The organism is Ruegeria sp. BC5 (genome assembly GCF_056539205.1).
On the sequence record NZ_JBQFUN010000001.1, the window covers coordinates 1,279,437 to 1,291,923 of the forward strand.

Annotated in this window: 11 protein-coding genes; 3 read left to right on the forward strand and 8 right to left on the reverse strand. The window is 59.0% G+C overall.

Translation table 11 applies throughout. The features are described from left to right. Positions 1-33: 33 nt before the first annotated feature. The 6 genes from ACR0LY_RS06435 to ACR0LY_RS06460 form a co-directional block, all read right to left on the reverse strand. Positions 34-1,176 carry an MFS transporter gene (locus ACR0LY_RS06435; protein WP_368040124.1) on the reverse strand — a complete coding sequence of 381 codons (1,143 nt, stop codon included), beginning with the start codon at positions 1,174-1,176 and terminating at the stop codon, positions 34-36. Positions 1,177-1,237: 61 nt separating this feature from the next. Beyond that, positions 1,238-2,515, reverse strand: a complete 1,278-nt coding sequence (locus ACR0LY_RS06440; protein ID WP_170348106.1) for a DUF3422 family protein — start codon at positions 2,513-2,515, stop codon at positions 1,238-1,240. Positions 2,516-2,622: 107 nt separating this feature from the next. Then, complete coding sequence (locus ACR0LY_RS06445) at positions 2,623-2,823, reverse strand: VOC family protein (RefSeq protein ID WP_368040136.1); 201 nt, start codon at positions 2,821-2,823, stop codon at positions 2,623-2,625. A 316-nt stretch (positions 2,824-3,139) separates the two neighbouring features. Then, positions 3,140-4,591, reverse strand: a complete 1,452-nt coding sequence (locus ACR0LY_RS06450) for an NAD(P)(+) transhydrogenase (Re/Si-specific) subunit beta (RefSeq protein ID WP_170348104.1) — start codon at positions 4,589-4,591, stop codon at positions 3,140-3,142. 13 nt (positions 4,592-4,604) lie between these two features. After that, on the reverse strand, positions 4,605-6,176 hold the full coding sequence (locus tag ACR0LY_RS06455) for a Re/Si-specific NAD(P)(+) transhydrogenase subunit alpha (RefSeq protein WP_170348102.1): 1,572 nt from the start codon (positions 6,174-6,176) through the stop codon (positions 4,605-4,607). A gap of 129 nt (positions 6,177-6,305) precedes the next feature. Then, positions 6,306-6,755, reverse strand: a complete 450-nt coding sequence (locus tag ACR0LY_RS06460) for a methyltransferase family protein (protein ID WP_170348100.1) — start codon at positions 6,753-6,755, stop codon at positions 6,306-6,308. A gap of 166 nt (positions 6,756-6,921) precedes the next feature. Between ACR0LY_RS06460 and kynU the strand changes: the two genes are divergently transcribed. Then, on the forward strand, positions 6,922-8,115 hold the full coding sequence (gene kynU, locus ACR0LY_RS06465; protein ID WP_170348098.1) for a kynureninase: 1,194 nt from the start codon (positions 6,922-6,924) through the stop codon (positions 8,113-8,115). Here the strand turns inward: kynU and ACR0LY_RS06470 are convergent. Further along, a complete protein-coding gene (locus tag ACR0LY_RS06470; protein WP_170348096.1) occupies positions 8,108-8,686 on the reverse strand; it encodes a TetR/AcrR family transcriptional regulator in 579 nt (192 codons plus the stop codon). The genes kynU and ACR0LY_RS06470 overlap by 8 nt on opposite strands. A 99-nt stretch (positions 8,687-8,785) precedes the next feature. Between ACR0LY_RS06470 and ACR0LY_RS06475 the strand changes: the two genes are divergently transcribed. Both ACR0LY_RS06475 and ACR0LY_RS06480 read left to right on the forward strand, forming a co-directional pair. Further along, complete coding sequence (locus tag ACR0LY_RS06475) at positions 8,786-9,250, forward strand: (2Fe-2S)-binding protein (protein ID WP_170348095.1); 465 nt, start codon at positions 8,786-8,788, stop codon at positions 9,248-9,250. A 3-nt stretch (positions 9,251-9,253) separates the two neighbouring features. Beyond that, on the forward strand, positions 9,254-11,494 hold the full coding sequence (locus tag ACR0LY_RS06480) for a xanthine dehydrogenase family protein molybdopterin-binding subunit (protein ID WP_170348092.1): 2,241 nt from the start codon (positions 9,254-9,256) through the stop codon (positions 11,492-11,494). A 39-nt stretch (positions 11,495-11,533) separates the two neighbouring features. Here the strand turns inward: ACR0LY_RS06480 and ACR0LY_RS06485 are convergent, their stop codons facing one another. Continuing rightward, positions 11,534-12,313 (reverse strand): gamma-glutamyl-gamma-aminobutyrate hydrolase family protein, encoded by a 780-nt coding sequence (locus ACR0LY_RS06485; RefSeq protein ID WP_170348090.1) that lies wholly within the window; start codon positions 12,311-12,313, stop codon positions 11,534-11,536. Positions 12,314-12,487: the final 174 nt, after the last annotated feature.

The following is a 12,487-nucleotide window of genomic DNA, read 5'->3' on the forward strand; positions in this document are numbered from 1 at the left end:
GCCCCGGCTTTATCCCGGCGCGGAATTCTCAAGTCAGTCCAAAGACGCAGGCCGCAGCGCGCCGGACAGCAGGACAATCAGGATGGCCAAGGGCAACAAAACCATGAATGCCAATCGTAATGTAAGCATCTCGGCCAAAATCCCAATAAGCGGTGGGCCGATCAGTAACCCTCCGTACCCCAGCGTCGCCACACTGGCGATGGCCTGCCCCGGCGGCACATGCGGATCATTGGCTGCCCGGCTGAAGGCCAGCGGCATGATCACAGCATAACCAACCCCCATCAGGGCAAAACCCGCCAAGGCCAATCCCGCCTCTGATGTCGAGACCACACCGAACACGCCAAGTGCCGCGCAAATGCCTCCAAAACGGGCTGTTGCGACAGGACCAAACCGCGCGATTGCAAATCCGCCAGCCAGCCGAAACGCCACCATCGTCACCGAAAACACGGCATATCCCAACGCAGCGACGCTTTCGGCGGCACCCGTCACATCGCGCAGGAATATTGCACTCCAATCCGCTACGGCACCTTCCCCCAAAGCGCCGCACAGCGCAGTGAACCCAACCAGGATCAACGCACCGGACGGCAGGGCAAAGACACTGCCGTCATGTGAGACAGCTCTGCGCGACGCCCACTTAACCCAGGACAGGGTCAGCGCCAGCGCCACGACAACTCCGCCAGCCAGTAAAAAGTGCTGCATTACTGTCAGTCCCAGCTGCACCGCCCCGTATCCGCTAAGCGCCCCCAACCCGGCGCCCAAACTCCACATCGCGTGGAACGAGGACATGACTGGTTTGTCATAGGCTTGCTCGACCTCGGCGGCCCAGGCGTTCATGGCCACATCCATTGAACCGTGAAAGGCACCGAATACGAACAGGAACCCCGCCAGCGCCCAGAACCCATCGGCCACGGCCAACAGGATCAGAGACAACGTGTACAGCACCGCAATAACCCGCGTGATGGCTACGGCCCCGAACCGATCAGACAACCGCCCCGTCACCGGAAAGGAACACACAGCCCCCGCTGCCATGAACAGCAGACCATAGCCCAATGCCTCATGCGTCAATTCCAGCCTGTCCCGCACGGCTGGAATGCGAGATGCCCAAATGCCAAACAGCGCACCGTTCAGGATGAACATGGCAGCCACCGCCCGCCATGCAGACATAATTCCGATCACAGAAAACTCCCACGCGCAGTTTGCTGTTCCTAAAGCGCCCTAGGTAATTCGCAATTGCGGGCTATTGCAAACGCTTTCGAATCTGACGGATGGCAACCCAGACGCACAGAATGACAGGGATCGTCACAACCGAAGTCAACCGTCCCTGACTGATCCCATCCTCGGTCAGCGGGTAAAGAAAGTCACTAACCAGCGTCACCGCGTAGAAACTGATAGCTACCACAGACAGCCCTTCGACGGTGTGCTGTAGCCGCAGCGCAATCTGGGCACGCCGATCCATGCTTTCCAGCAGCGCCTGGTTTTGCGCACTGCGTTCCACATCGACCCGTGTACGTAACAATTCTCCAGCACGGATCGCCCGATCGGACAAAGCCTGCAGGCGGCGCTCGGTGGATTTGACGGTTCGAATGGCCGGATCGTACCGGCGCATCATGAAATCGGCGAAACTCTGACGGCTCTCAAACCGCTCTTCTCGCAGCACTTCGATCCGCTGGTTCACGATAGCCTCATAGGCCCCCGTCGCCCCAAACCGAAAGGAACACTGGGCGGACAGCGTTTCCAGCTCGGTCGAGGTGGACAATAGATCGGGCAGCAGTTCATCTGGGTGGGCCGTGTTGTCGGTCATTTGCCCCATCAACTCGGTCAGCCTACCGTCCAATTCACCGATACGTGGGGTCAGCTGTTTGACGCGGGCAAACCCAAGCATTGACATTGCTTTATAGGTCTCGATCTCACACAAACGCTGAATGATCCGCCCCGTCCTGCGTCGCCCTGTGCCCTTGCTGACAAACAGCGCAAAGCGCATGTGCCCGGCCGGATCGATACGGAAATCACTGGCACAAATGGCGGTATCGTCCAGCACCCGGGCCACGGCAAGGCTTTCAGGCTCGAACCAGTTCCCCAGAGAGGACCGGACCGCTTCGTCGTCCTGGCGTTCAACCACGCGGAGCATGGCCGACGTCACCCTTTGCCCTGGGCTGGCCATCAACCAATCAGGGGGAAAGACTTCGAAATCTGCCGGGTTAAAGGGGCGATCGCTGACATTTTGTGTAATCGCAGTGTAAGTGACGAATTCGGTATGCTGTTCCCATTTCAACCAATGACGGCCAATCTGACCAGCGTAATGCGTCGCCTCCGGCTGCGGATGTTGTGCGCCGTGGCGATCCAGCAGATTGATCAGATGGGCCAGATCCTCATCCCGGTCCCGTGCCACGGCTGCATCTGGCTTCTTGATCGCCAAGAACACCACCGTGCACGGCGTCGCGGCCACCGGAAAGGGGCGCGCGTGCAGTTCATTGGCCAGCGCATAGCGCAGCGGGTGATCATCAATGGGCGTCATGCAGGGCTCCGTTTTGTCCGGGGCACTATACGCCACCTCAAAAATACATCAATTCTCTTTTTATTTCATATACTTAAGTGGATACGGCTGTATACATTCCCTCTATCTCATTGATTTGGCTGCCACAGCTCGATTGGATTGCCCTCGGGATCGTGAATGCGGGCAAACTTTCCCACCTCACTGTCCCACTCAGCACGTGTTTCTACGGTGATCCCGGCGGCCTCAAGCTGCGCTATCAGTGCCGCCAAATCGTCTACTCGGAAATTGATCATCCATTGCTGATCTGCGCGGCCGAAGTATTCCGTAATTTCGGCAAATGGGGCAAAGACAGTAAACCCTTCGCGCTGCTACCAGGGCAAAGGATCGTAATGATTGACGCCCAAGTGTTTCTCATACCACGCGCTCAACGCGTTTGGGTCGCGGGCACGAAAGAACACACCACCTATGCCGTTTACTTTCTGCAAGGCTACTCTCCTGACACCCACCACGTCAGACCAGTCTATCACAATCCGCCTGCTTCATCTGGCTACAAATATCCCCAAGGTCCGGAGGCAGAGCCTCCTTCACTACAATTAAGAAAAGGGCGCCCGAAGGCGCCCTTTGCAATTTGGTTACACCCCAAGCTCAGTCGATCATGGGCAGCAGTTTGTCGAGGCTGGCCTTTGCGTCGCCATAGAACATGCGGGTGTTTTCCTTGAAGAACAGGGGGTTTTCGATGCCCGAATACCCGGTGCCCTGGCCGCGTTTGGACACGAACACCTGTTTCGCCTTCCAGCATTCCAGAACCGGCATGCCGGCGATGGGGCTGTTGGGGTCTTCCTGTGCCGCAGGGTTCACGATGTCGTTCGAGCCGATGACGATGGCCACATCCGTTTCGGGGAAGTCGTCGTTGATCTCGTCCATCTCCAGCACGATGTCATACGGCACCTTCGCCTCGGCCAGCAGCACGTTCATGTGGCCCGGCAGACGGCCCGCGACCGGGTGGATCGCAAAGCGCACATTTTTGCCCTTGGCGCGCAGCTTGCGAACCAGTTCCGATACAGACTGCTGCGCCTGCGCCACGGCCATGCCATAGCCGGGGATGATGATGACACTGTCAGCATCGTTCAGCGCTGCGGCCACACCATCGGCCTCGATAGCGATCTGTTCGCCCTCAACGGCCATCTGCTCACCCTGTGGGCCGCCAAAGCCGCCCAGGATCACGCTGACAAAGTGACGGTTCATCGCCTTACACATGATGTAGGACAGGATCGCACCGGACGAGCCCACCAGCGCACCAACCACGATCAGCAGGTCGTTGCCCAACGAGAAGCCGATCGCCGCCGCGGCCCAACCCGAATACGAGTTCAGCATCGACACAACCACGGGCATGTCGGCGCCGCCGATGCCCATGATCAGGTGATAGCCGATGAACAGCGCCGCCAGCGTCATCAGGAACAGCGGGAAGAAGCCACCGGTCGAGGTGTACCAGACCAGGCAGATCAGCGAGAGACCCGCAGCCGCCGCGTTCAGCGCATGACCGCCGGGCAGCTTGGTCGCCGCAGACGTCACCTTGCCCGCCAGCTTGCCATAGGCCACGACCGAACCGGTAAAGGTGATCGCACCGATGAAGATGCCCAGGAACAATTCCACATGCAGGATCGCCAGCTCGGCCGCATCCTTCTTGGCGATCAGCTTGGCGAATGCGCCCAGATCGCTCAGATCCGCTTCTTTCGCTGAATCCGCAATGGCCATGACCTGCGCCACGTTGCCAATCTCAAAATGCGCGTTGAAGCCCACGAACACAGCCGCCAGACCGACCAGCGAGTGCATCGCGGCCACAAGCTGCGGCATCTCGGTCATCTGCACGCGCTGCGCCACATATTGACCGATCAGACCACCGCCTGCGATCAGCAGCAGCGACAGCAGCCATAGACCCGAACCCGGACCAACCAGCGTAGCAAAGACCGCCAGCGCCATACCGACAATGCCATACCAGACCGCGCGTTTGGCGCTTTCCTGGTTCGACAGACCACCCAGCGAAAGGATGAACAGAACAGCCGCAACAACATAAGCGGCAGTAGTGAAGCCAATCATCTACCCGGCCTCCTTAAGATTTCTGGAACATGGCGAGCATGCGCCGGGTGACAAGAAAGCCGCCGAAGATGTTAATCCCGGCCATGAAGACAGACAGCGCCGCTAGCAGAATGACCAGGAACGATCCCGACCCGATCTGCATCAGCGCCCCAACGATAATGATCGACGAGATCGCGTTGGTGATCGCCATCAGCGGTGTGTGCAGGCTGTGTGCAACGCCCCAGATCACCTGGAAGCCCACAAAAATGGCCAGCACAAAGACGATGAAGTGCTGCATGAAGCTGGCCGGGGCGATCAGCCCCACCAGCAGCATCAGCGCGCCACCAACACCCAACAGGGTGAACTGCTGTTTGGTCTGCGCCTTGAAGGCCGCAATTTCCTGCGCCTTTTTCTCTTCCGGGGTCAGTTCCTTGACCTCGGGTTTTTTCTGTGCCGCAATCGCCTGCACCTTGGGCGGTGGTGGCGGGAAGGTGATCTCACCCTCATGGGTCACGGTCGCGCCGCGGATCACGTCATCTTCCATGTCGTGGTTGATCTGACCATCTTTCTCAGGGGTCAGGTCCGTCATCATGTGGCGGATGTTGGTTGCATAAAGCGACGAGGACTGCGCCGCCATCCGGCTGGGGAAATCGGTATAGCCGATAATGGTCACGCCATTATCGGTGACAATCTTCTCATCCGCGACGGTCAGCTTACAGTTGCCGCCCTTTTCTGCTGCAAGGTCGACAATGACCGAGCCGGGCTTCATCGCCTCGACCATATCCTTGGTCCAAAGCTCGGGCGCTTCGCGGTTGGGGATCAGCGCCGTGGTGATGACGATGTCCATCTCCGGGGCCAGTTCACGGAACTTGGCCAGCTGTGCCTCGCGGAACTCGTCCGACTGGACGCTGGCATAGCCGCCGGTGGCCGCGCCGTCCTGCTGGTCTTCTTCAAAATCCAGATAGACGAACTCGGCGCCCATGGATTCGACCTGCTCGGCCACTTCGGGGCGCACGTCGAACGCGTAAGTGATCGCACCCAGCGAGGTCGAGGTCCCGATCGCCGCCAGACCGGCAACACCGGCCCCTACGATCAGCACCTTCGCAGGCGGCACCTTACCGGCCGCCGTCACCTGACCGGTGAAGAACCGGCCAAAGTTGTTGCCCGCCTCGATCACCGCGCGGTAACCGGCAATATTGGCCATCGACGACAGCGCATCCATTTTTTGTGCGCGGGAAATACGCGGCACCATCTCCATGGCGATGACGTTGGCGCCCTTGGCCTTAGCCGCTTCCATCCCTTCTTCGTTCCCTGCCGGGTTGAAGAACGAAATCAGCGTCTTACCCTTGGTCAGACGCTTCAGCTCGGTTGCGTCGGGTTGACGAACCTTGGCAACAATGTCGGCCTCTTTCCACAGCGCAGCCGCCGTCTTGACGACCTCAACGCCTGCAGCCTCATACGCCGCATCCGAAAAGCCCGCAGCAGCCCCAGCGCCTTTCTCAATCAGGCACTCATAGCCCAGTTTCTGCAACTGCACCGCAGAGTCCGGCGTCATCGCAACCCGGTTCTCGCCCTCATATTTTTCCTTCGGTGTGCCTATCTTCACTGGCAGTCCCCCTAGTTCTCACTCAAGCTGAGCGGGTGGTCGGTATTCTTCGTTAAGCAAACATGTATCTTGCGCAACATTATTTCGCAAGTGCAGCATTCACGATATGATATTATCGGTCTGTCCATCCTAAACCCACCGTCGGGTTTTACGTTCATAACGGGCAAAATCCGCGTGAAAAGTACGGCGCAGGCGGTCTTCTTCGGGCAGAATGAACCGGCGCTCAAGCACCCAGACGAAGATTGGGATAAGGATCAGAGACAGCACAGCATCAAACCGTAAAACCAAACCAGCCAGAATCAGAACATCGCCAACATAGATCGGGTTGCGGCTGCGTTTATAAATGCCTGACTGAACCAGCGCCGAAGGTGTTTCGTGCGGGATAACGGTTGTTTTGTGACGGCGAAACTCCATAATCGCCAATACGGCGAGCAGAATGCCGCCCCCGATCAGCAACCCGCTTAACAAGTCAGTCAGTCCACCGTCCAGCGACAAGCCCAGGGGGAAATGACGCGCCTGCAGCCAGGCCAGAAAAGCGAACCCAACAAGCCAGACGGGCGGTATGTCGATCCGGTGCATGCGCATCCCCGCAACTGACAACATGCACAGGCATGTCGTTTCTGGCCGATGTCCTACCGCTTTCGAACCGAATTGGCAAAAGCTCAGGTTGTCGCATCAATGGACAGGCCGATACGGATCGGCTAGGCCGAAAGAAAGCAACACAACACAAAGTAGTGAGCCGCCCATGACCGACTTTGCCGCGACCAAAGCCATGTTCGATCTGCCCGAGGATGTCATTTATCTGGACGGCAATTCGCTGGGTCCGTTGCCGCTGGCTGCCAGTGATCGTGTCAGTGACATGATGGTCAAGGAATGGGGCCAGATGCTGATCACCGGCTGGAACAAGGCCGGATGGATGGGTTTGCCGACCGGCCTGGGCGACCGCATTGGCCGTCTGATCGGCGCGGAACCCGGGACGGTTGTGACCGGCGACACCCTGTCGATCAAAGTGTATCAGGCCGTGGCATCTGCGCTGGAACTGTGCCCGGACCGCAAGGTGGTCCTGTCGGATAACGGCAACTTCCCGTCTGATTTGTATATGGTGGACGGGCTACTACGCTCGCTGGGGCCGGGTTATGAACTACGCGTTGTCGCACCCGAGGACGTGGCCGCTAACATAACCGACGACGTCGCCGTGTTGATGCTGACCGAGGTGGACTATCGCAGCGGGCGCATACACGACATGAAGGCGCTGACCGAACTGGCACATGCAAACGGGACGGTCACTGTCTGGGATCTGGCCCATTCCGCCGGAGCTATCCCAGTGGACCTGTCCGGCTGCAACGCCGATTTCGCGGTGGGCTGCACATATAAATACCTTAACGGGGGCCCCGGTGCGCCAGCCTTTATCTATGTCGCGCCACGCTTGACAGATCGCGCCCGTCCGGCCTTGTCAGGTTGGCTGGGGCACGAGGCACCCTTCGCCTTCGACCTGGACTACCGCCCCGGCAGCGGGATCGAGAGGATGCGGGTCGGCACCCCTCCGATCCTTCAAATGACCGCCCTGTCCGCCGCGATGGACATCTGGGACATGGCGGACATGGCTGATGTGCGCGCCAAATCCATCGACTTGACCGAGTTGTTCATAGCCCGTGTCGAAGGCACCTGCCCTGAGTTGGAACTGGCCAGCCCACGTGATCCGCAGCAGCGCGGCAGTCAGGTCTCGTTTCGGTTTACTGAAGGTTACGCCGCCATGCAGGCTCTGATCGCGCGCGGCGTGATCGGAGATTTCCGTGCGCCGGATATCATGCGCTTCGGGTTCACGCCTTTGTATATCGACGCGAGGGACGTCGAGCGCGCTGTCGAAATCTTGGCTGACATTATGCAAAACCGTTTATGGGATGCACCGGAATTCAAAGTGCGGCAGCGGGTTACCTGACCTCAAGCCCCGCACCGATCAACGCCGCGATCTGCGCAACCTGCTGTTCATAGACCTCTGCACCTGCACCGATCAGCTTGAGCCCCTTAAGCGTGGCCGTAATCGTCCGACCAGTCTCGGCCGCACCGGCCAGCAGGCGCACCCGCCCGGCTCGTTCTTGCTGTGTCAGCCAATCCGCGTATAGCCCTGACAGTTTAGCCTCACCCTCCGCGATGATCTCGGCGGACAAGGATTTGGTGTTGTCCAGCATCTCAAGCCCATGAGGCGAGGCCAGTATCGCGGCCATCCCTGCCGTCTGCGCCTGAATCGCACTGGCTAGAACCTCGGACACTGAACCTGACGTTGCCAGCGCCTCGGCAACAGCCGCGCATTTTTCGACATAGTAGATCTCGGTCAGTTTACTGACGATCGCCTCTTTGTTCTTGAAATGCAGATACAGCGCCGGCCGGGACATCCCCGCCCCCTGCGCAATGTCATCCATCGAGGTTTTTCGGTACCCATAGGCGGCAAAAGCCTGAAAAGCCGAATTCAGGATGGTTTTTTGCCGTAAATCGTCAACTGCTTCCGTCATACCAGAACCTCTGACATTTTTTGTACATTTTGTCAATTGACACACTGACACTTTGCGCTAAATATGTCAGCAACCAGCCACAGCCAGATGAGGTGCGCCATGGCGACCACCCTGAAGATTAACGGCAAGCAACATCAGGTTGACCTGCCCGATGACGTCCCCTTGCTTTGGGTCTTGCGCGATGAGGTCGGCCTGACCGGCACCAAATTCGGCTGCGGCGTGGCGGCCTGTGGTGCCTGCACGGTTCATATTGATGGCGAGGCTGTGCGCTCGTGCCAGGTGAGCCTGTCGGATGTTTGGGGCGATGTCACCACGATTGAAGGTATCGGGACGCCGGGTACGATGGCGACAATCCAGCAAGCCTGGGTCGATCATCAGGTGGCGCAGTGCGGATATTGCCAGTCGGGCCAGATCATGCAGGCCGCTGCGTTGCTGGCTGAAAACCCTGCACCTTCGGACGCCGATATTGATGAGGCGATGCAGGGCAACCTGTGTCGTTGTGGCACCTACCCCCGTATCCGCGCTGCGATCCATGACGCGGCTGGCAAACTGAAGGAGGCGTAACTCATGGCTTCTGTTGGTAAAATCCTTCGCCGCACTTTCCTGATCGGCTCGGCCGCAATTGTCGGCGGCGTAGCATTCGGCGCCTATTATGTCAGCCGCCCCGCCGCGAACCCGCTGAAACCTGGCGAGGGTCAGGCGGCGTTGAACCCGTTTGTCCTGATCGACCAAAACGGCGTAACCCTCTTTGCACCGCGCGCTGAAATGGGTCAGGGCGTCAAGACCACATGGGCCGCGCTGATTGCCGAGGAATTGGACGTGGATCTGAACCAGATCACTGTGCTGCACGGTCCGGCGGCAGCGGCCTACTATAACTCTGCCATGCTGGGGGAAGGTCTGCCCAACAAGGGTTATGACATCTCGGACTTCCAGCACAATCTGGGCGAAGCGCTGGGTGTGCTTGGCAAAGCTCTGCACCTTCAGGTCACGGGTGGTTCGACATCGATGAAGGATGGGTTCGAGCGGATGCGTCAGGCCGGTGCCTCGGCCCGAGACACACTGAAGCGCGCTGCGGCCCTTCGTTTGGGTGTTGACCCGTCGGAACTGGGAACAGCCTCGGGGCATGTCATCGCGCCAAATGGCGACAAGATTGCCTATACGGACTTGGCCGTTGACGCCGCCGGACTTGAGCCGGTCGAAGTGCCCCTTCGCGATCCGTCCGAATGGCGTTATCTGGGCCAAACCCAGCCGCGTCTGGACATTGTCGAAAAGGCAACCGGTACCGCCGAGTTTGGCGTCGACGTTCGCCTGCAGGGGATGAAATTCGCGGCCGTGCGCATGAACCCCAAGCTGGGCGGCGCGATGCACGGTTATGACGACAGCACCGCGCAATCCATGCCGGGGGTCGAGAAAATCGTTGATCTGGGCACAGGTGTCGCCGTGATTGCCAACAACACGTGGCTCGCCAATCAAGCAGTCGAGGCCATCGACGTGGATTGGGGTGACGCCCCCTACCCGCCCGAGACGGATGGCATTTTCACCAAGATCGCCGAGGCGTTTGATGACTCGGCGAATTCGACAATGCGCGACGATGGCGATGTCAGCGTCACACCCGAAGGCGCAACCGAGATTACCGCAGAGTACCAAGTGCCCTATCTGGCCCATGCCACGATGGAGCCGATGAACGCCACCGCGCTGTATACCGGCGATGCGTTGGAGCTGTGGTGCGGCAATCAGGCCCCAACCCTGATCCGGTTTCGCGCGGCCAACACCGCTAATCTGGACACCGAAGCGGTACAAATCCACACCACATATCTGGGTGGTGGGTTTGGTCGCCGGGGTGAACTGGATTTCGGCGAGATTGCCACCAAGGTTGCCATGGCCATGCCCGGCACCCCGGTTCAGACGACCTGGAGCCGCGAAGAAGATATGCGCCACGACTATTACCGCCCCGGCGCCATTGCCCGGATGCGCGGGGCAGTGCAGGACGGCAAGGCAGTTCTGATTGACGGCAAAGTTTCGGCGCAATCCTGCACGCAGCAGGCCGTGACGCGATATACTGGTATGCCTGGTGCCGGCCCGGACAAGGTTCTGGTCGAAGGTTTTTTCAACCAGCCCTACGCGGTGCCGAACTACCGCATGAGCGGCCACATCCCCAAACTTGACGTCCCCGTCGGGTTCTGGCGGTCGGTCGGCAACAGCCATAACGGCTTCTTCCACGAAACCTTCATGGATGAGATGGCCTATGCCGCGGGCCGCGACCCGCTGGAATTCCGGTTGGAACTGATGAAGGGTGAACATGCACCCTCGGCCGGATGCCTTGAAGCGGTGCGCGAAATGTCCGGTTGGACCGGGCAGACACCGGACGGCGTGGGGCGCGGCGTGGCGTTCACCTACAGTTTCGGTACTCCGGTCGCACAAGTGATCGAGGTGGTAGACGAAGACGGCACCATCCGCATCAACAAGGCGTGGATTGCCTGTGATACGGGGCTGGCTCTGGACCCCGAGAACGTCAAAGCGCAGATGTTCGGCGGCATGATGTATGGTCTGTCAGCAGCCTGCTTCGGCGAGATCACCTTTGCCGAAGGTGAGGTCGAGCAATACAACTTCCCCGACTACGATGCGATCCGAATGCATACTGCTCCGCAGGTTGAGGTGCGCGTGCTGGAAACCAACCGCCACATGGGTGGCGCGGGCGAACCCGGAACGCCGCCATCAATGCCGGCGCTTGGCAATGCGTTGTTTGATCTGACCGGAGAACGCGCCCGAAAGCTGCCTCTGAATCAGCAGTTTGATCTGTTGATTTGATTGCAATGCGCCGGTCCCCTTTGTGGATCAGCGCGACATTCACGCCCGTTGCTGTACCAGACTGGCATCCGAACCGGTGGCCCATGCCCGTACGGCGGCACCGAATGCCTCGAACAAAGGTCGGGAAACGGGATCGTTCATTGCATCCCATTCAGGGTGCCATTGCACCGATAGAGTAAAGCCTGGTGCATCCTTGATATAGATCGCCTCGGGCGTACCATCAGGCGCGTGGCCGTCGATGACAACACGGTCACCGACCGTCTTGATACCCTGCCCGTGCAAAGTGTTGGTCATCACTTCGGGCGCGCCGAATAGTTGGTGGAATACGCCACCTTCGTCCAGTGTCACCACATGTCGCAAGGCAAACTTCTCTTCCAAAGTCCCGTCCGGGGGCATGCGGTGGTTCATTCGACCCGGCAAATCGCGTATTTCAGGATAGAGCGTGCCGCCCATGGCGACGTTGACCTCTTGAAACCCGCGGCAGATGCCCATGAAGGGCTGACCACGCTCGACACAGGCGCGAACCAAAGGCAAAGTGACCGCATCCCGCGCCCGGTCGAACTCACCATGCGCGTCAGTGGCGTCCTCGCCGTATTCTTCGGGATGTACATTCGGGCGCCCACCGGTCAGCAGGAACCCGTCGCAGACCTCAAGCAATTCCTCAACCGTGACAAAGCGCGGGTCGGATGGGATCAGCAGCGGCAGACAATGCGAAACATTAGCCACGGCCTCAGAGTTCATCGTTCCACCCGCATGGGTAGGGTATTCATCGTTCATAAGGTAAGAGTTGCCGATGATACCGACGACAGGTCGAGACATTCCGCATTCCTTGCAGTTTCTGTAACTAACAGGGAAGCTATCCTCAGCAGAAAGAACGTGCAACAGAACACGTCCTGCATGACGGCGCAAGGACGTGTTCAACTGCGCACAAAACGTTCGGGCTTTACGGCAAATGTCGGAACAGAATTACAAATGATACCAAGTTTTTGAGAG